This is a genomic window from Pseudomonas sp. ME-P-057 (assembly GCF_030208975.1).
Lineage (GTDB): Bacteria > Pseudomonadota > Gammaproteobacteria > Pseudomonadales > Pseudomonadaceae > Aquipseudomonas > Aquipseudomonas lutea.
Genome location: NZ_JARVSX010000021.1, coordinates 14,784 through 34,997 on the forward strand (window position 1 = coordinate 14,784; position 20,214 = coordinate 34,997).

Here is a 20,214-nt window from a genome sequence, read left to right on the forward strand (position 1 = left end):
CGCTTTCCTACTGATCAGGATGAGGATTTTGCCTAGAAATCCACCGTCGCCGACACCTTGAGCGTTCTGGGCTCGCCCTGCGTCAGGTAGTTATTGGCGGTCGAAGCCGATGCCCAATAGGCTTTGTTAGCGACGTTTTCGACATTGGCGCGCAGCGTGATGTATTTGTCGTCGGCCTTGAAACCGTAGCGTGCGCCCAGGTCAACGCGCGTCCATGCCGGGATGCTCAGGGTGTTTTCGGCGTGGATGTACTCGCCGCCGGTTCTTAGCATTCGGCCGCTCAGCGCCGCACCTTTCAGGCCCGGAATATCCCAGTCGGCGCCCAGGTTGTACTGGAATCGCGGCACGCCGGCAGCGCGATTGCCATCGGTCAGGCCGTTGGAGGTTTTCTTCAGCTCCGTGTCCATCCATGTCGCACCTGCCAGCAAGCGCAAGCCCTCGACAGGCTCGCCAAACAGGTTCAGCTCGACGCCTTTGTTGATCTGCTCGCCGTCGACGCTGAACGTGCCCAACGTACTGCCGGGCCTGAATGTCGTAGCGCTGTTGGGCTGCTCGATTCTGTAGACGCCGAACGTCGCGCCGTAGCTGTCCCAATCCAGCTTTACCCCGGCTTCGGTTTGCTTGCTGCGCCGCGGGGGAAACACCTCACCGATGTTTGTAACGCCGCCCGAGGGCGCGGTCGGGCCTTGGGCCAGCCCCTCGATTCGGTTCGCATAAAACGAAACGTGTTCCCATGGCTTGATCACCAAACCGTAGACAGGCGTGGTGATGGATTCATCGTAGTTGGCGTTGCGCACGCCAGATGCCGTGTTCCAGGCATCGACTTCGATGGTCTGACGTCGCACGCCCAGGGTCAGCAGCACGCGGTCATCGACAAACCCCAGGGTGTCGGACATGGCTGCACTCTTGACCCGGTTTTTCCCGACGATTCGCGGATCATGAATATCGCTGCCGAAGTAGGTCGTGGACGGTCGAGGAACTTGCACAGGGTTGTAAAGATTATTGGGCTGGCGGTTGGCAACCAGAATTGCCTCGTACGACGAGCGTTGCTCACCCCAGATACCCGAGAGGCCGAAGTTCATCTGGTGCGTGATCGGCCCGGTCGTGAAGTGCCCGTTCAAGCCTGCAATAGCACTTTTATTGTCCTCGTCGTGTGGCGAGTACAAGAAGCCGGTACGTGCGGCGCCGGTCTGGTTGCTGACGTACAGCGAGGAATAAACGCCGTTCTCCCGCGTATGCTTCGCACCCATGCCGGCATAAGCCGTCCAGTTGTCGTTCAAGTCATACTCGCCATTGAGCATCCCGTAGGTGTCTTCGAGTTGCGACCACGTCCAGTCCTGAGCGTAATTGTCCTTGGCTGACGGCACATGGGGCACCGAGGTACCGTTGGGATACACCACGGAGCGACCCTGATTGATGCGTTCTTTCTGATAGCCGAAATCGGTCGACAGACGCAGCCGATCGCCGCGGTAGTCCAGCGCCACGGCAATCAGTTGCGAACGTTTGGTTTCGTCGTCAATCGCCGTGTCGCCGCCATGCTCAGCGAGATTGATGCGGGCGCCGAACCGGTTGTCTTCGCCGAAGCGCTCGCCCAGATCCAGATGGCCGCCGGCCTGGCTGTCGCTGGTGTAGTCCAGGCTGATGCTGCGCGTACTCACGTCTTCTGCGCGTTTGGGTACGATGTTGACGCTGCCGCCAATGCCGCTGCCTTGTGGCGAAACGCCGTTGACGAATGCGTTAGGCCCTTTGAACAGCTCAACCCGCTCCACCGCTTCAGTGGTGATGATTTGCCGTGGCAACACGCCGTACATGCCGTTAAAGGCGATGTCGTCAGTTTGCAGCGGCAGGCCGCGAATGGTGAACACTTGGGAAAAGTTACCAAAGCCGGCTGACTGACGCACCGAGGCGTCATTGAGCAGCACGTCGCCCAGCGTTCTCGCCTGCTGATCGGCAATCGTCTTCGCGGTGTAGCTGACCACGCTAAATGGGACGTCCTTGATTTCCTGAGTGCCTAGCACGCCGAGCCTGGCTGACCGTGCGACCTGGCCACCTGCGTAGGCATCGCCTTGGACGACTTGGTCACCTTCGATCATGGTCGCGCCCAACTCCATGGCACCGCCGGCATTCGGTTGGGCCACCACGGTGTACCCGTTCGCACCAGCGCTCGCCACGGTGTAGCCGCTGCCCTTGAGCAGCTCGGCGAACCCCGCCGAGATCGAGTATTCGCCGTGCAGACCACTGCTGTTGCGACCGTCAAGCAAGCCGGAATCGAACGACAATTGCACGCCCGCCATGGCGGCAAACTGCGCAAGCGCGTCTGATAAAGCACCCGGCCCTATGGCATAGCTGCGCATGCCGCTGGGCTGAGTGAGATCGGCCGCGAGTAGCATGTGACTGGGCAGCATGCCCGTCAGGGCCACAGCCAGGCTCATCGCTTTGATATTGGAGCCGATTCTTCGTGAAAGCGGGTGCGGGCTGAGGGGCATTCGGCAGTCCTGTCGACGCAGAGGAATGTAAGGGTTCTTCTGCTTACCGAACGACGTTGAAAAAAGTATCAATTTTTTTGGTAGCGCTCCGAGGACCTTCAGCTGACAGGCTCGACCGCCACCCAATACCGCGTGAGGCTGCTGATGCTGACAGGTAGTGTGTCCTGCAACAGGCGCAAGCTGGCGTCAGTGTCACGCAGAGAAAAGGCACCCGAGACCTTCAGGTCTGCCACCGAAGAATGGCAGCGCAACACGCCCGGCCGATAGCGGCCCAGCTCAGCCAGTAGATCCGCCAGACGCATCTGTTTGGCGACCATCATTCCGTTTTCCCATGTCAGGCTAGCTGGATCCAGCGCCTCAACGGGCCCGATAAGGGTCGAGCTGAACCCGCTCTGCTCGCCCGCCCTCACAATCACCGGCGCCGACTGCTCGGCCGCGCGAATCTCTACAGCTCCTTCAAGAACCGCCAACCTTGTTAGCGGAGCATCGACCCGTACGCTAAACCGGGTGCCCAGCGCCCGGGCAATGCCATCGCGCGTGTGGACCGTGAAAGGACGGTGTGTGGGTGAGGGATCCCTCGCCGTAGTGATCAGCACTTCGCCGCTGATGAGGCTGATCCGGCGCTCATTTGTGTTGAACGCGATGTTAAGCGAACTGTTCGTGTTGATCAGCAGGTGAGTGCCGTCGGGAAGCGTCAGGGTTTTCTGCTCACCAATCGCGGTGCGCTGTTCGGCCATCCATTGCTGCCAGGGCAGTTCACGCTGCGCCAGCCAGACCGCAGGCCCGGCCAGCAACAGCAAGCCGATACGATTGAGCGCCTGACGTCGACTGATGCCAGTATTGCGGCCGATGCGTCGGATCGTATCGCTGGCGATGGAGCCGGGTACGGAGCGCAAGTCACCGATGATCGCTTCGGCGCGCTGCCACGCTTGCGCATGCTGAGCGCTCCGGTCACGCCATACCTGAATCGCGCGGCGATCCTCGTCGGTGGCGGTACCCGACTGCAGCTGCACCAGCCAGTCCGCTGCTTCGCCGAGGATTTCAGGGTCGATGGGTTGAGTCATCACGCCACGCTCAGGCAAGCCAGAAAGGCGTCGCGCATGTAACGCTTGACGGTGATCAGCGAGACATCCAGCGCCTCGGCGATCTGCGAATACGTCATGCCGTCGAGCTGCGACATCAGAAACGCCCTGCGTGCCTTGTCAGGCATTGCGCTCAACATCGCATCGATGCGGTAAAGCGCTTCGAGGATCAGCCAGCGGAGTTCAGGGGAGGGCACCTCAGGCTCAGGCAGGTGCGCGATGGTATCGAGGTAAGCGCGTTCTACATCCTGTCGGCGCCACCGATCAATCACCAGCCCCTTGGCGATATGCGTCAGCAGCGCGCGCGGTTCGGCGCCAAAGCTTGTGGCCGATTGGCGTGTCAGCAGCCGAACAAAGGTGTCGTGCGCCAGGTCGGCGGCATCGCTGGTGTTGCCCAACTTGCGATCCAGCCAGCGGTGCAGCCAGCCGTGGTGTTCACAGTACAGATTCTGGACATGCTGATTGAGCGCTCGATCGGCTGACGACATAGAAACCACTGGCGACCGTCCGGAAGTGTTGCCGGATGTAATTAAGAATTGATCGCATTCTATAGTCGTTAGCCGAGCGCTGGCAATTTCGTTGCATGTATTTGATCAGCGAGCGAATCCCGGCAAACCCCAATCTTCCAGGGGAAACTCGGTCAGCGAGCCCAGCACCAGATCGGCGTGTGCGTACTGCTCGACCGGCATGTGGGGATCCGGCACAGCCACCGCGTACATGCCTGCGGTCTTGGCAGCGGTCACCCCGAAAGGGGAGTCCTCAAACACCAGACAATCCTTCGGGTCCACTCCCAGGCTGCGTGCAGCCGCCAGGAAGATATCCGGCGCAGGCTTGGCGGCCGTGACCTCGGCATGGTCTGCCGTCACAACGTCTTTAAACAGCTCAAACCAGGTGCGGTGATTGCTCGTCTTCACATGGAAGTAATGCAGGGAGGAACTGGTACCCACGGCGATCGGAATGTTGTGCCTGGCCAGATGACGCACCAGGGCCTCGGCGCCACGCATTGGTTTGGCATCCGGAAAACGCTCATCAAGCATCGGTTGGCGGACGGTGAGGAACTCCTCGGGCGACATCGGCAGCTCAAGGGCACGGATCACGTACTCGGCAAAATCCTGCGAACCGCGTCCAATGGAGTGCTGTTTAACAGCCCAGTCGAACGTCTTGCCGTGCCACTTGGCGATCGTGTCGGTCACCTCGGTGTAAATGCCTTCGGTGTCCAGCAGCAGGCCGTCCATGTCGAAGATCACCGCCTTGACCGGTCCCTTGGGCTTTTGCGCTTCGCTCATTTCATCGATCCCGTTAGCAAATTGGCGTCCAGCCTAACGCTTAGGCGATTGCCATGGCTAGGCGCAACGGCTGCAAAACGCACTCGCCAAGTGCTAATCTCGCCGGGCTCTCGACAGCGCATGTGCTGCTCGGCCGCTTCGTGTGGCGCCGAAACCCTCAGGGTCAAGGAAGGCAAGACCTCTCTTCAAGAACGGACATCTTCGAGTCGACACATGAAAAAATCAGTCAACATCGCCATAGGCGTCATCGTGGTTGCCGGCGTCCTCGTCACTGCAGGCGCCTGGTACACCGGTAAACGGCTGGAAGGCGCGCTGGGTGATGCCATCCAGCAAGGCAATCAGCAACTTCAAGCCGCGTTCGTCGGGCATGAAGGCAAGGCGAGCGTTGAACTGCTGTCGCTGGACCGGCATTTTTTCACCAGCACTGCGCACTACAAACTGAACGTTCAGGACCCCAAGTTCAATGACGGCGAGCCGGTGGAGTTGCTTTTTGTCGACAACATCGAGCACGGGCCATTGCCGTGGAGCCGCGTGAAGTCGCTGCAATTGGTGCCCGTGATGGCGGCCAGCAACATGCAAATCGAGAAGAACGCTTTCTCGGAAAAGTGGTTTGCCATGACCAACGGCCAGCCGCCGCTGACCGGCCATTTCAGCATGGGCTACGACCGAGCTGCACTGGGCCGCGTGGATCTACTGCCGTTTGAGTTCAACGATCAGACCGGTGCGTTCAAGTTTTCGGGCTTCACCCTGAACGCTTCGGGCTCAGGCGACGGACAGAAGCTTGAAGCCAATGGTGTGCTGGGCAGCGTCGACGTCACTGCGACGTCCGAAGAAGGCCCGGTGCACCTGACGCTCAAAGACTTCACCTTCAACACCGGCGGCACTAAAGGCCAGTCAGGTTTCTACCTGGGGCATACCGACGCAAAGATCGCCTCCGCCGAGTTCCAGGCAGCCGGCCAGCCGGCCGTTCAGCTCAAGGATTTCGTCAACACCAGTCTGCTTCAGGAAGTGGAAGGCAACCTGAATGCTCAGGTGACGTATGACATCGGCAACGTCAGCTTCGACGGCAACAACATCGGCGCCATGCAGATGCTCTGGAAGTTCGGTAACTTCGACATCGCCTCGACCCAGGCGCTGATGAAGCTCTATCAGGAAAAAGTCCAGCCACAGGCCCAGGCCGCCGCTGCCGTTGGCGAGACTTACACGCCGCATTTGAGCCCTGCCGATCAGGCATTGGTGCAGGCCGAAGTCAGTAAATTGCTGGCGGCAAAACCGCATATCGAGCTGGAAAAGCTGTCGCTGAAAACGGCGAGCGGCGAGAGCCAGTTCAACCTGTCGATGGACCTGGGTAACCCGTCGGCGCTGGATCAGCCGGGAGCTGAGTTGCTCAAGCAGTTGCTGACGCAACTGAACGCCAAGCTGGTGCTTTCCAAGCCGATGATTAAAGACCTCGCTGCTCTGCGTGCCAAATCCGCAGGCCTCACCGACCCCGCAGCCATCGCGCAACAAGCCGACGCCGCCGCAGAGTCGGTCGGCGGTATGGCGGTCATGTTGCAACTGGGCAAGGTCGAGGGCGACAACATCGTGTCCAGCCTGCAATACGCCAACGACGTAGTTGATTTCAACGGCGTGAAGATGTCGGCGCAGCAATTTGCAGCGGCCATGATGGGCAAATTCGTGATGTTCAACGGCGGGCAGTGATTGCAGGCCCGGCGACTGCTCAAGTCGCCGGGTAACCGGTCTTCACACCGGCGGCTGACGCGCGATTTCGGTCGGGGCTTCGTGGCCTTCGCGTTCTGGCTGGACGGTGCGTGAGGACATCTCGGCGCGCAATTGCGGCAGGCACTCCGGGTATTGGCGGGCGACGAAACTGATCAGGCGTTCGCGCATGTGGCACCGCGCGTCCCAGCTGCGGGAAGAATCCGCCGAACTCAACAGCACCCGCAATTGCATCGCCTTGGCGGTGGTGTCGGTGACCTGCAGCACGCAGACTCGGCCATCCCAGAGATGGGGAATTTCCTTACAGATGCGCTCCGCTTCTTCTCGCAATTCCTCCAGTGGCAACGCGTAATCCACCCACAGGAATACCGAGCCAATCAGGCTAGACGTGCTTCGCGTCCAGTTCTGGAATGGCTTCTCGATGAAGTACTGCAGCGGAATCACCATCCGGCGCTCATCCCAGATCTTCAGCACCACGTAGGTGCCGCTGATCTCTTCGATGCGCCCCCATTCACCCTCGACAATCACCACGTCATCCAGGCGAATGGGCTGTGATATGGCGATCTGCAAGCCTGCGATCAAATTGCCCAGCACCGGTTTGGCGGCGAAACCGGCCGCCAGGCCAGCGAGCCCAGCCGACGCCAGCAGGCTCGTGCCGATCTGGCGTACGGGTGGAAAGCTCATCAGGATCAGGCCTGTACCGAACAGCAACACCAGCACGTTCAGGCAACGCACCAGCACCCGCACCTGGGTCTGGATCCGGCGCGCCTGAAGGTTGTCTTCGATGTCCAGCGGGTTTCGGATCGCGACCGCTTCGCCAATGGCCTTCACCGAGCTCAGCGCCAGCCAGGTAAACCCGGCCACCACCAACATGCCGTTCAGGTGCCTGACGCCGTTGATCAACGGCAGATCGTCCGGCGCGGAGGTCCATACCGTTTGCAGTGCCAGCAACGGGATCAGCCACAAGGTGGGCGGCTCGGCGCGGTGAAGGAGCTGTTGGGCGAAAACGAATGATTTGGCCACCCGTCGCAGCAAAATCAGCGCGATCCAGCGGCCCAACAGCGCGATGCCTATGGCCACGGCGGCAGCCACGAGGGTATTGAGCCACGGCAACGGCAGGGCGTTCAGCCAGGCCTGCGGGAGTAACTGTTCCATAAAAAAGGTCACCAGCAAGACGGTTCAAAGGCATGAGGTGTGAACCCCCTCGCTGCGCATTGTTCCCCGGCTGGCCCATATCCACCCAAATCAGCCAGCGTCGAAATCCGCGTGCCAGAGCATCTGGCAGGCGCTTCACTCGCTCGAGCGCCTGCTGGCTGTGCTATTGACCTTGAGTCGCCTGAATGCCCAGCTCACGTTGCAATCGGGTTCGAAGACGCCAGCACTGGCTGATCTTCTGCTCCCGCGAGTAATCCGCGCAGCGCTCCGGCAGCACTGCGTTTCTGCATTCCTTGTCCATCAACTCCATGGCCTGCTCGCTGCTGCAATCGAGCTGGCCGGGCAGCGCTTGCGCTGTTTGTCCGGAATGATGGGTAGGCGCCGGCTTTGTGATTGGCGGGTTAAGGCTGGCGTAGATTGCGAAGGCCGCGATGACAACGATCGACAAAAAGATTTTGCGCGCATTGACGTGCAGGAATGTTTTTACCGCCTCCCGGATTGGGGCGTAGACCTGCGGGTGGCGGTACGGCGATAGAAATACCCACGCCACCATCAGCAGCGAATAGCACAGCTGCGCGGCTGGCCCCTGGGAATGAAGGATCACTCCAATCAGCACCAACGGCACCCCATGTCGGACCAGCAACGCTTGTGAAGCGGGCCAGTGCAGCCACTCAGGAAGCAACAGATCGCTGATCCATTCATCGGCCTCTTCTATGGCCAGACAAACCGGACGCCAGACGCGCATGGCGAACAGGCACAACCCGGTCATGAATAATGGATACATCAGCAGCATCACCGCTGCCTTTACGCCGTCGAGCGGGCCTTTCATCATTTCGTTCGGGATCATGAACAGAGCGGTAAAAAGCATCCAGCCAATCCATGTCCAGACAGCCGCATTCATTGGCTCGACTCGTAAGGTCCGCCAACTCTGCAGATCCGCCTCGGGAAACGCCTCGAGCATTTCGGGATATCTATGGTTGACCGTCGAGCACAAACGCTCGCAGGCGATCCAGACATCCGCGTTGCAGTACCGCGCCAGTCGCAGTCGATCGACTTTGCGACCCGGCTGGAGCACTAGCCGCGCCGCCTTCTCTTCAACGCTGTCAGTCTTGCCGCCTGCCAGCAAACGCTGCCAATGTTCGATATAGGCGTACTTTTCGCACCGCTCCACCAAGTGCCGCCAGATGAACTCCGGTTCGGGAAACACCCCCTTGCGGTCATCCCATCCAAACAGCTCGCAGACTCTGTCGAACAACGCAGCTGACCAGCCTTTATGGTTGTGAAGGAAAAACATCACCCAGCGCTGCAACTGATCGCGGCGTTCAAGGGAGGCCAGCCAGGGTTGCTGAGTCAGTTCCTGAAGGGCCGCGAGAAATTGACGCTCTTTGCCTTCAGTCAGCGCGTGTTCAAGGGACACGCCTTGGTTGTCCAGCAATCGTTGAGTCAGCTGGATTTCCCGGTCCGCGCTGATTCGCAACGACTGCCACGGCGTCAGCCAATGCAGCTCCTGGATGGCGGCTTTGAGCAGATCGCAGTCAGACGAATCGACCTCCAGACATCGATCCAGCAAGCGTTGCTGGAAGAGCAAGTCGCAGCCCTGTTCCACGGCAAGTCGATGTTGATGCGTGAGGTTTTGCGCGGTGGTCTGCTCAACCAGCTGACGTGCAGCCTGCCGCGCCAAGGTATCAGCGTCCTGTGCCGGCTGAACGATATCGCTGGGGCTGTGCGCAGGCATCGCCGTCTTGAGCGAACGCTCCAATGCCGGTCCTTCGGCGACCGCAGGCGGATATTCGTCATCTTCGTCAGCACGATTTCGAGCCCAGTCGAGCACCCGCTCGTAGGCTTCCCGCAGGCGCTGAAAAGCTTCCGGATCGTCATCCGGCCGGGTGACCTTCAGCAGTTTTGCATATTGACGTTTGACGGCGCGCTCATCGGCGTCGTCGTTTAGGCCCAGCAAAGTCCAAGGGTTCATGGCGCTTACCAGTCCCCTCGCTCGAAGCGTTCAAGTTGCTCGGTGAGCTTATTCCGCACTTCGCTGATCTGCCGCTCATCCTGCGTGTCGAGCACGTGCTGAAACTGACTGGCCCAGGCACCGACCATCTCCCGGGCCTCGCCCAGGTACTCCTGATAAAGCCGCTCAAGCTTCGCAGTCATATGCGTGTTGACTTGCTGTTCGCGGGGATGAGTCTTCAACGACTCAAGCGCCTTCAGCCGCTCCTTAATCTCGACAGGCGTCAGCACGCCAGGGTTGTTTTCGATCACCAGCGTGTGTGCTTCACCTGTCATCGGGATTCGCACGTCGGCTTCCAGAATGCCGTTATTGTCGTAAGTAAATCGCACCTCCAGTTCGACCTCTCCAGCCGGACGGCGCGGCACCTTGATGTCGAGTTCGCCCAACGCCACGTTGTCCTTCACCTTGCGGCTTTCGCCTTGAAAGATTCTCACGATGACGGATTGTTGGTGGTCGCTGAGGGTGTTGACCGTCCTCACCCGACTTACCGGCACGACCGTGTTGCGTTCGATGATCGGCAGGTAGTGACCGCTTTCGAAATGCTCGCCAATGCGCTGCGTGGTTTCGATCCCGAGGGTGTACGGACAGACATCCGTCAGCACCACTTCTTCGAGCGCCGAGTCCCGGGCTTTGAGGCCGGCCTGGATCGCCGCGCCCTGCGCTACCACTTCGTCGGGGTTGAGCGTGAGGGAAGGGAAGCGGCCAAACAGGCTGGCGGTCAGTTTGCGAATCAGCGGCATGCGCGTGGTGCCGCCCACCAGGAGGATTTCATCGAGGTCCGCGACACGAATGCGCGCATCCCTCAGTGCGCGCTCGATCGGCGCGCGCAGACGTTCGAGCAGCGGTGCATACAGCTCGACCAGCTTGTCCTGAGTCACCGGTTTACGCCATTCGTGGTCGGCATGCCGCAGCACGAAATCCGCACTCGCTTGCTGCCCCAGCGCTTTGCGCACGCGCTCCGCCTCGCGACGAAGCGTCTGCATCACCGTTGCCGCTGGGGGGAATTGGGGTTCCTGTTTGTGCAACGCCACAAAGTGCTCAAGCAGCACGTTGTCGAAATCTTCGCCGCCGAGGAAGTTATCCCCCGCGCTGGCGCGTACTTCCATCACACCGTCGAACAGCTCAAGAATCGACACGTCGAAGGTGCCGCCACCCAGGTCGAAGACCAGAAATGAAGTCTCGCCTTCCTTTTGATGAAGCCCGTAGGCCAGCGCGGCGGCCGTTGGCTCGTTGATCAACTTCTCGACCTTGAGCCCCGCCAACTCGCCAGCCACTTTGGTGGCCTTGCGTTGGGCATCGCTGAAATACGCCGGCACGCTGATCACCGCTTCCGTCACCGGCTCGCCGAACGCACGCTCAACGTCGGCTTTCAGGCTTTTCAGCACCAGCGCCGAGAGTTCTTCCGGACGGTATTTACGCGCGCCCAGCTTCACTTCATGCGCACTGCCCATGTGCCGCTTGAACAATGCCGTCGTCTTGCCCGGATGGGTCTGAAGACGTTCGCGCGCAGCTTTGCCCACCAGTACGTGACCTTCATCGTCCAGCCCGACAACACTGGGGGTCAGCAGATCACCCAGTGCATTGCTGACCAATTGCGTCGCGCCATCGCGCCAGACGGCCACCAGACTGTTGGTGGTGCCGAGATCTATTCCGACGATCATGCCGAAGATGCTCCATGCGGGACTGCTGTGAAGCTGTCCGGGGAAAAAGTGAGGTCCAGGCAGAAAGTATCGGCGCCTGCTCGCGCAGCTTTAGCCATAAAGATGGCCTTTGAGTGGCACCGCGAAGGTGGAAGTTTGGTGTGGCTGGCATGACAAGACGCTAAAGCACCTGACGAACTCACTCACATTTATCTAACCTAATGCCCATCGCCCTTACCGGTTTTCGGATAACGCCCACATGGATCTCTTCCCCCGTCTACGCCCTTTGTGGGTATTGCTCATTTGCGTGCTGCCAGTCGCACTGGCCCACGCCACGCCGTGCCATCAATACGAGCCCGCTGAAACGACGCTGAGTGGCACGCTGACGCGTCAGGTATTCCCCGGCCCGCCGAGTTTTGAAGACGTCGTCACGGGCGATGAGCCCCAAGTGGGGTTCTATCTCTCACTGGCCGAACCTTTGTGCATGGACGGCAGTGAAAACGAGGCAGATGTCAGCGTCGAAGACGGCCAGACGTTAGTGCAACTGGTGCTTGGCGCTCCCGACTTCGACACCTTGCGGCCGTACCTGGATCAGCCCGTTGTGCTCAAAGGCACCTTGTTTGGCGCCGTTTCCGGCTATCACCACACCCAGGTCCTGCTGCAGCAGGTTGAGCTTGTCAGCGGAGCGGTGGCGCCGCCTGTCAATTGCGAGGCAGTAAAGCAGTCCGCCAGACGAGAGCTTGAGAGCTACGACCCGGCACTGCAGGGCAAAATCATCGGCAACAAAGCGTGGGTCTACCAGGCGCCTCATCCAGCCTGTACCGACAAACTCGCATCGCTTGCGCCTGACACCCTGGTGAGCGTGAAAGGCATTGGAACGGGCGGCTGGGTACGAGCGCAATTCACGGGAAGTGATGGCAAAGAGCATTCGGCTTGGCTGGACCAGGCGTATGTACTGATCGGGGCGGGGGAGGTGGAGGAGTGAGCGATGCGTCGATGCGTAGGCGGTTGCCTGACGCTGTGCCAGGTGAGGAAGCGTTGTTACAGCAGGCCTGCGGCGTGAGCCTCTTTGCGGGCGAGGCTGGCCAGTTTTGCAGCGCTGTCAAACTCGCCGGCCCCTTATACACGAGGCCGGCGAGGAATCAGCGAGTATTCCAGACGATCTAAATTACACGTTCGGGCAAGGTACAGGTGCCCAATCGCCTACGTCCGGACTTTTGCACATGCCCTGGACCTGACTTTGGCCGGCGTTTGCGACCTTGGTGCTTTCGGCCTGCTTGGCTTTGGCATCCTGAAGGGTTTTTTCAGTCGCTACGGCTTCTTTAGGCACAACCGGCTGCTTGATCTTCGCGGATGCTTTGGCCTTGCTTCCTTTTTTGTTGGAGCTGGTTACGGCCGGGGTGTCACTGGCGGTAGCCACGGTGACAACATCGTTACGCTGTACGCCAACCTGTTGCAGGTCTTTCTCGTACGCCTGGGTGTAGTTGTTCAGGTCTTCGCTGGCACGACCGTTCACTGCGGTAATCAGGTCGTTGGACTCCTTGAGGCCCGAAACGATTTCCGCCAGGCGCTTGCGGCCCTCGGTATCGTTGATGGTCTTGGCTTTGCGGGCCGATATGAGGTTGGCGAACTCTCGCTGGTAGCATGACTGCGAAGCCTGAGCGTACGCAGTGCTGCGGTCGATGTCGGCCGCGCGCTTATTGAAGTCGGTGGCATAAGACGCAATGCGCTGGTTGTCGTCGGTGATCTGCTTCTGACGCTCGGTGTAGTAACCCGCCGCGCCGCCAACCACTGCGCCGCCCGCCGCGCCTATGGCCGCATTGCGGGCACGGTTATCGGAGTTGCCGGTCAAGGCACCTGCCAGTGCGCCGCCCACTGCACCAATAGTGGCGCCGGTAACGACCGACTTGGTCATGTCTGAGTCTGTGCTGCGCAGGTGCTGTACCGGCTCGTAGCAGGTTGGGTAGTACTCGACCTTTGTAGTCGCGCCAACCTTTGAAACCGGCGAACTGGCACAACCGGCCAGCAGTACAGTGCTCAGACCCACTGTGGTGAGCAGCATGGTGCCGTATTTAAAGCGTGCAGCAGTGGGTTTACGAGACAAAAGCATATTGAAGTTCTCTTTTTAAGTTTGACTAGCCCGGCGCGGCCTGCTGCCGCGTGGGTCCCTCTACGCTTGCCTGTCATCGGTGGCTCACTGTTGAGTCACCGAGGCGAGCAATTCCTTCAATATCGCCGCCGGGTCGGCCCGCTTCTGCTCGCGGTATTTGCCGACATGACGCACGAATAACGTTGCCCGGTTCATCAGGCTTTTGCCGATGACCGGTTTACGATTGAGTTCTTCCTTGACCCGCTGGAACTGCGCCTGGATCACGGCATCGGTGTAGCGCGTGCCGTTAGCCAGGTTGTCAATGTAGATCGCCACCGCCCCATCCATGGCGCTGGTGCCGTTCTGAATGGCGACACCAAATAGCTTGGCGGTCGCCTCGTCCTTGGCGTCCACCGCCTGCTGCTGGCTTTTCTTCATGTTGGTCAGGCGAATGTTGTAGTTGTTGATGGTCTCGGCCACCAATGCTGCGGACTGGATCAGGTTGCCGGCAGCCTCTTCGCGTTGGCGTGCGATCAGCGACACGTTGCGCTTGAGCTCTTCATTGACCAGCCCCAGTTCGGCCTGCATACGGGGGTCGGGGCTGGCAGCGATGATGCTGTCCAGACGCTTGGTCGGATCGTCGGCGTCGTCAATGGCATCGGTCAGCGAGGCCAGCCGGCCTTCTTTTTGCCATTGAGTAAACAGTTCCTTGTAGCGCGAACGCGGCGCCGACAGTGCTCCGATAGCGACTCGGAATCCTGTGGTTTCATTGCTCTGCTCGGTGCCGTCCGCGGCGAACAGCGGATACTCGCGACGCATGCCGGTAAACAACGTGCCTTCGCCTTCCAGGTAGCTGCCGCCTTTGGTGACGAAGCCACCGTACGTCCCTTGACGGCGGCCGGCGTGGACCAGCTGAAATGACTCCTGCACCATCTCGGCGGCATTGCCGATCACGTCGAAAAGACCGATGGGATTGGGCAATCGGGTGCCCACTGGCATCAGGCGCGCCGCCTGACCCGTTCCCCCGGCGACTTGGTTGAACACCGCCCAGTCCGACAGCGGGCCATCGCTTTCACTGCCTTCCACGCGACGAGGAAACAGGCGGCCCTCAAGGTCCTGACGGCTGACCGCTTGTGCACCGCGCGCAGCGAATTCCCACTCTACCTCGGTGGGCAGACGCACAAAGCCCACGCCGCCGTCTTCGGCATTACTGCCACGGCCGCTGACGGGGAGCAGGTCTTTGTGGTTCTTCATAAGCCAGGCGCTGTACACCGCGCCGAAACGTTCGGCCTCAAATCGCGACAGCTTGACCTTGGGCAAACGCCCGACCATACCGCTCGGTGCCTCACAGGTCGGTGCCGGTTCACCGCTGGCGAGCGACTGGGCCTGGGCCATGACCTGAGCGTACTGGCGAGCGGTCACCTCGTATTTGCCGATGAAATACATCATTGGCTTGAGCGGCGTGCCAGTCTCGGTTTTCGGTAATTGCGGACCAATGATCTTGACCCACTCGCGTGACAAATCGCTGAGGGTGAACTGGCCATTGATGAAGTCGCGGCGGTACCCGGAAATGAATGATTGCTTGTAGCCGGGCTCATCTTCGCTGAAGGGATAGCCGAGGCTGATCTCACGGTCGTCCAGGCTTCCCTCGGCGAGGATGTATGCATAACGGAATACCATCTGGCCATCGCAGGGCAGTGGCAAGCTGACGTCACCTGGTAACGGCTTGGGATTGTCGATCGCCTCTGTGTCCTCGGCCCAGCCAGGACTTGCGATGCACGACGAGGCGATAGCCATGACCAATGCGGCTGTGCGCAATTCAAACATCACGTATTCCTTCTGAAGCTTCGATGCGTGCCACACGCCAGCCGCCCAGCGCAGCTGCCGACGCGCTGGCACCCAGAATGGCGAGCACTGCAAGGCTGTAGTGACGGGGCAGCAAGTGGCTGGCATATTCGCCGGGCGTTTGGGCGAAAAGTGAGTTCAGGCCCAGCTCGGCCAGCCTATAAAGGGCAACGCCCATCGTGGCTGCGACCGCGCCGCTGTAGACCGCCTGCAAGACGACGAAAAGCAGCAGTGCTCCAGTGCTGAAGCCGAGCAGTCTTAGTACCGACAGCTCACGACGCTTGCGCTCGACAGCGGCCAGAGCGCCAGCGCAGATCGCGGCGAAAGCACCCGCTACGCCAAGCCCGGCGATAAGCCAGAAGACGATGGACAGATTGCGGCTCAGCGATTGCACCTGAGCAATGGTTTGTGCCTGGGTAGAGACGGCTAAGCCGGCGGCAACGAAGTACTGGCGCAGCGGTTCCACATCCTCCAACGTGTTGGCATACAAGCGCATCGCCGGATAAACCCGCTGCTTGATCAAGCCAACGGGCTCGCCTGTCCAGCCCAGTGTCGGGACGGCGCGGCCGTCGCGGTAATCCTCGGCCGCCTCGAGCAAGGTCAGTGGCGCGAAAATCGCATCGCGCTGAAACGCTCCTAGAGGTAGCACCGCCAATACCTGCAAACGGGTCCGCTGGGCCTGCACGACACCGGAAACCTGGCGAGTGAATGAGGCGTCCAGCCAATCACCGGCATGCGCGGCGAGCTTCTGTGCGGTGGTGTAGCTGAGCAGCACCTGGTCCATGGCGGTGGGGACGGGCGCGTTACCGAGCAAAGGGTCGCCCTGGGCGGTGGGCAGCATCTCGACGTTGACCGCGGCGGGCTGAGCCTGGCTGGACAAATCGGCGGTGGCGGCAATTTGTCGGGTGCGGGGAATCGCAAATGCCACGTCGGGACGGCGCGCAAGTTCAGCAATGTACGTCGCGCTAAAGCGCCCGCCACCCATGGCAATGATCTCCCGGGTAGCAGGGTCTCGCTCCAGACGCTGTGTGAGGCTGTTTATCAGCCCGAATTTGAGCCCGAACAGCACCAGTAACGGGCCGATTACAGCGACCAGGGCCAACACCGCACACGCCGACAACCGCGCGTCCGCACAGTAATCCCTCCACGACAGGGCAACGATCAGGGACGCGCGCATCAACCTGGCTCCTCAAGCTTTGCGGTGACGCCGCCGTCGCTGTCGCGTTGGCAGGTAATCCGCAGCGGTGTGAGGCCAGAGGTGCGTGCAAGGGCTTCGTCGTGTGTGGCGATCACGCAGCAGGTGCCGTTTTCGCGAGCTTGCTTAAGCAGCAGGTGCATGACCTGCCCGGCATTGAGAGGGTCCAGCGCCGCAGTGGGTTCATCCGCCAATAGCAGTCGCGGGGCGTGGGCAAGAGCACGCGCGCAGCTGACGCGTTGGCGTTGCCCGACCGAAAGCGCGCAGGGCCGTTTGTCCAGCTGATCGGCGATTTCCAGCTGGGTGGCCAAGCGTTCTACAGTGCCGTCATCGGGCAACTCCAGCAGCTGTCGCGACAGGCCGATGTTGCGCCGCACGTCCAGATAGCCCAGCAAGCCGCCTGCTTGCAAGACATAGCCCAGGTACCGACTGCGCAGAGCGGCCAGCTGGTTGGTGCGCCGTTTGCGCCACAACTCGCTGATATCGGCCCTATCATTACCGATGCAGAAATCGAAGCACTGCGCATGGTCAGGAGACAGTGACAGAGCCAGCAGGTCGAGCAATGTACTCTTGCCACTGCCGCTTGGCCCGAGCAATGCCCACTGCTGTCCCGCAGCGAGCTCCAGATGAGGGATTACCAGGCTGTAACGCTGGCTGCCGGTACCTCGCGTCTTGCGCACATCCCTGAGGCTGAGCATCACGGCAACGTCGACAAAGGTACGCGGTACAGCGCGTCGCCTGGTTCGGCGTCGCCGAACCGGACCCAGTTGGCAACATCGTTGTGAAAGGTCTCGTACAGTCGGATCTTCGAGTCAAGCTCGTCGATGAAGTCTTCCTGCTCGGCCACGCTGAGCGACAGCCACAGGTCCTGAGTCATGCTCAGAGCCTTGCTGCGGTAGGGCAAACCTTCAAGGTATTCACCGAGCACGCCACCTGCAGCCAGCTTGCCGCCTTTGCGCAATGCGGCAGGATCACGGCTCATATAGGCACTGGCGCTGGCGATTTCCTGAAAAAAATCCCCTGGCGAGGTTTTAGTCTTGCGCGCAGAGTCGACGATCAGTTTCAGCGATTGCTGCAGATCGTTAAGCTGCAGCTTGGTCAGCATCACGCAGACCTGAAAGGCCGGCAGCGCCGGGTTGGTCAAGTCGCGGTCAGCAGTCCAGGCACTGACCAGCTGTGGCGCTTGGCTCGCGCTCTTGCGCCCCAGGAAATCCATGTGCATGGCGTAGCCGACCGCTGCCGATTTATCAGTGATACTCGGCGCGTTGGGCAGCAGCGGCACCGCTTGTGCCCTGTTGTCGCGAACCTGATGGACAAGATCGGCAAACACTGAACCGATTTCATCGACCTGGCTGCCGAATTTGCGCACATCTCCGTCCGCTACCGGCACGTACAGGTCGCCAATGCGTGGATTGGCGTCGGCGGTCAGCGTGCGATATTGCTGTTCGGCGGAGGCGTGATTTTTCTTCCCTGCGTCGGTGCGCAAATGCAGGGCATAGATCTTGATTTGCTTGCTCAGCGCGGCCTGGCGAACTTCTGCCTCGTTCATCTGTGTGCTGCTGTAAGGATCACTTTTACGCAAGGAACCGGCATCGGTCACTAGCAGGATCAGCCGCCCGCCATAACCCGACCAGTTCATGCCGTTGACCGCCTGCATCACCCCCGCGAATGAGTCCTCGTTGAAGGAGTGGCTGGACACCAACGCCGCCTTGACGTCCTGAGTCATTGCCATAAATCGTTCAGGGTCGCGGCCCTGATCCAGTGTCACCAAGGTTTTGGTCAGGTATTCCAGCCCTGGGGTTTTACTGACGTTATTGCGAAAACCCACGAGACCGAAGCTGACACTGTCCAGCTCGCCACGCTGTGCGATTTTGTTCTGTAGGCGGTGGACCACGTCGCGGACCTGATCGATGTAGGGCTGCATTGACACCGAGGTGTCCACTACCAGTACCACGGCAGTGCGGAAGGCATCAGCGTTGGTCGGCGCCTTGGCGCTACCGCTGTCGCCGCCCATGCGCGGCTCATTCCCAGGGTCGATGGAGGCGACGTTGAGCAATTGCACGGGTTGGCCATTGGCGTCAAAGCTTTCCCGGGATTCAAAGATCGGCAGCAGATAGAACTGCTCCTGGGGCACGGCACTGCTGGCTGGCTCCAAGGCAACGAGCTGTTGATTGTCTTCGGGGTTCTGCTGCGCCTTGAGCAACAGCGAGCGGGCCTCGCTCGGGTTGTTGAGCATGCTCTCAAGTTGCCCCGGCTGACGCATGAACATCACCGGTGCACGTCCGGAACGTTCGGTGAACTTCAGTACCAGGCTTTGTTTCCAGTCGCTGACCTGGCTTGCCGGTAACCAGCCTTCGCTGCGGCCGTCGCTGCTCGCGCCAACGCGTAGCCAATGTGTGCCGTCGATGGTTTGCCGCTGGTAGACGTAAAGCACCGAGAATGAAGTTAGCGCTGAGCCAGGTTCGCCACCAGGCTGGCTGGCGTACCGTGCGCCTGGTTTGCTGAGTACTCGTTGGAACAGCGTCTTCTTGCCTTCCATGAGTAATGGGCGTTGGTTGCCATCCTGCCGGGCTTGCTCGGCCGGCTCGGTTGGGGGTGTGGTGGCATGAGCGACCACTTGATGCCCGAGTGTGGAAGGCTTGGCCGCCTCCATCGATAGGCCGGATTGAAGCCACCAATAACCCGCGCCCGCGATGCCCAGCGCGGCTGCAGTTGTAGCAGCGAGCAGGGTCCACTTCGGGGCGCGACGCTCTTGAAAAGAACCCTGTCGGGTGTCTACTGGTGATGGAGTCGGCTCCGGGGCTCGCGTCGGGATCTCGATGGAGTGGGGCGTCAGTCCCGCAAGGTCGACTGCCGACGGCTTGGGCAGTGGCAGCGCCTGGATCAGCGTGGCGTCAGTTGATTGATGGCTAAGTTCGTCCAGGGCTGCAAGCAGGGCATCGGCATTGGCGAAGCGCTCGGCCGGATCCTTGGCAAGCAAGCCGCGCAGGATGTTCTGATAGCGGCCATGATGCTCAGGCAGTTCAGGCAGGGGCTCGGTCAGGTGCGCCAATGCCGTGGAAAGTGCGTCGGTGCCGTTATACGGCAATTCGCCGACAAGAATTTCGTAGAAAACCACGCCCAGCGCGTACAGGTCGGCACGCCCGTCGATGTCTTGGCCGCGCGCCTGCTCCGGGCTCATGTAACTTGGTGTGCCCACGGCGAAGCCGGCCTGGGTGAATTGGGTGCGGTCGTCCAGGGATTTGGCAATGCCAAAATCGGACAGCACTGCCACGCCATTGGCGCGAAAGAGGATATTGGCTGGCTTGACGTCGCGATGGACAAGGCCCTGGGCATGGGCGTAACCCAGCGCCGAGGCGATCTGGCGAATATAAACAAGGCCTAGTTCAGCGCTCAAACCTGCGGCAATGCGTTCTTTGAGGGTGCCATTGGGTAAATACTCCATGGCCATGTAGTACAGCGCGTCGACATTGCCGATGTCATGGATGGTCACGGTGTGGGGATGCGACAGCCGTGCAAGGGTTCTGCCTTCTCTGAGAAAGCGCTCGCAAAAGCTAGGATCGGCTGCCAGTCCGGCGGCCATGATTTTCAGGGCGACCTTGCGCTGCAGTGACCGTTGGACCGCCAGGTACACGGTAGCCATCGCGCCTTCGCCAATCTCACCTTCGATGTCAAAACCGGGGATCGTAATGTCCATTGATGCTTC

The 20,214-nt window shown here is 60.4% G+C and carries 14 protein-coding genes; 2 read left to right on the plus strand and 12 right to left on the minus strand.

What is annotated here, in order from left to right:
- Window positions 1-32: 32 nt before the first annotated feature.
- The 4 genes from QRN48_RS11275 to QRN48_RS11290 all read right to left on the minus strand — a co-directional run bounded on the left by QRN48_RS11275 (window position 33) and on the right by QRN48_RS11290 (window position 4,854).
- The gene (locus QRN48_RS11275; RefSeq protein ID WP_285350640.1) at window positions 33-2,486 is read right to left on the minus strand and encodes a TonB-dependent siderophore receptor; all 2,454 of its coding nucleotides are present in this window, start codon (window positions 2,484-2,486) and stop codon (window positions 33-35) included.
- Window positions 2,487-2,584: 98 nt separating this feature from the next.
- On the minus strand, window positions 2,585-3,550 hold the full coding sequence (locus QRN48_RS11280) for a FecR domain-containing protein (RefSeq protein WP_285350641.1): 966 nt from the start codon (window positions 3,548-3,550) through the stop codon (window positions 2,585-2,587).
- Window positions 3,550-4,056: a sigma-70 family RNA polymerase sigma factor gene (locus QRN48_RS11285; protein ID WP_285350642.1), complete on the minus strand. Its 507-nt coding sequence runs from the start codon at window positions 4,054-4,056 to the stop codon at window positions 3,550-3,552. Before QRN48_RS11285 ends, QRN48_RS11280 begins: the two co-directional genes overlap by 1 nt.
- Before the next feature lie 105 nt (window positions 4,057-4,161).
- Entirely contained in the window at window positions 4,162-4,854 is a 693-nt protein-coding gene (locus tag QRN48_RS11290) for an HAD-IA family hydrolase (RefSeq protein ID WP_037018656.1), read from the minus strand.
- 213 nt (window positions 4,855-5,067) lie between these two features.
- Between QRN48_RS11290 and QRN48_RS11295 the strand changes: the two genes are divergently transcribed.
- A complete protein-coding gene (locus QRN48_RS11295; protein WP_285350644.1) occupies window positions 5,068-6,555 on the plus strand; it encodes a YdgA family protein in 1,488 nt (495 codons plus the stop codon).
- A 42-nt stretch (window positions 6,556-6,597) separates the two neighbouring features.
- Here the strand turns inward: QRN48_RS11295 and QRN48_RS11300 are convergent, their stop codons facing one another.
- From QRN48_RS11300 to QRN48_RS11310, 3 genes are all read right to left on the minus strand, one after another.
- Window positions 6,598-7,728 (minus strand): mechanosensitive ion channel family protein, encoded by a 1,131-nt coding sequence (locus QRN48_RS11300; protein WP_037018659.1) that lies wholly within the window; start codon window positions 7,726-7,728, stop codon window positions 6,598-6,600.
- Between the two features lie 163 nt (window positions 7,729-7,891).
- Window positions 7,892-9,700 (minus strand): J domain-containing protein, encoded by a 1,809-nt coding sequence (locus QRN48_RS11305; protein WP_285350647.1) that lies wholly within the window; start codon window positions 9,698-9,700, stop codon window positions 7,892-7,894.
- 5 nt (window positions 9,701-9,705) lie between these two features.
- Window positions 9,706-11,400, minus strand: coding sequence for a molecular chaperone HscC (locus QRN48_RS11310; protein WP_285350649.1), 1,695 nt, complete (start codon window positions 11,398-11,400; stop codon window positions 9,706-9,708).
- A 238-nt stretch (window positions 11,401-11,638) separates the two neighbouring features.
- Between QRN48_RS11310 and QRN48_RS11315 the strand changes: the two genes are divergently transcribed.
- Window positions 11,639-12,364 (plus strand): DUF4431 domain-containing protein, encoded by a 726-nt coding sequence (locus tag QRN48_RS11315; RefSeq protein ID WP_191944740.1) that lies wholly within the window; start codon window positions 11,639-11,641, stop codon window positions 12,362-12,364.
- A 183-nt stretch (window positions 12,365-12,547) separates the two neighbouring features.
- Here QRN48_RS11315 and tagQ read toward each other — a convergent pair whose 3' ends face one another.
- The 5 genes from tagQ to QRN48_RS11340 all read right to left on the minus strand — a co-directional run bounded on the left by tagQ (window position 12,548) and on the right by QRN48_RS11340 (window position 20,205).
- The gene (tagQ, locus tag QRN48_RS11320) at window positions 12,548-13,489 is read right to left on the minus strand and encodes a type VI secretion system-associated lipoprotein TagQ (protein ID WP_285350651.1); all 942 of its coding nucleotides are present in this window, start codon (window positions 13,487-13,489) and stop codon (window positions 12,548-12,550) included.
- Window positions 13,490-13,573: 84 nt separating this feature from the next.
- A complete protein-coding gene (locus QRN48_RS11325; RefSeq protein WP_476240644.1) occupies window positions 13,574-15,265 on the minus strand; it encodes a formylglycine-generating enzyme family protein in 1,692 nt (563 codons plus the stop codon).
- A gap of 22 nt (window positions 15,266-15,287) precedes the next feature.
- A complete protein-coding gene (locus QRN48_RS11330) occupies window positions 15,288-16,490 on the minus strand; it encodes an ABC transporter permease (protein ID WP_285350654.1) in 1,203 nt (400 codons plus the stop codon).
- On the minus strand, window positions 16,490-17,206 hold the full coding sequence (locus tag QRN48_RS11335; RefSeq protein WP_285350656.1) for an ABC transporter ATP-binding protein: 717 nt from the start codon (window positions 17,204-17,206) through the stop codon (window positions 16,490-16,492). The genes QRN48_RS11330 and QRN48_RS11335 overlap by 1 nt, the downstream gene beginning before the upstream one ends.
- Complete coding sequence (locus QRN48_RS11340; protein WP_285350658.1) at window positions 17,206-20,205, minus strand: serine/threonine-protein kinase; 3,000 nt, start codon at window positions 20,203-20,205, stop codon at window positions 17,206-17,208. The genes QRN48_RS11335 and QRN48_RS11340 overlap by 1 nt, the downstream gene beginning before the upstream one ends.
- Between the last annotated feature and the right edge of the window lie 9 nt (window positions 20,206-20,214).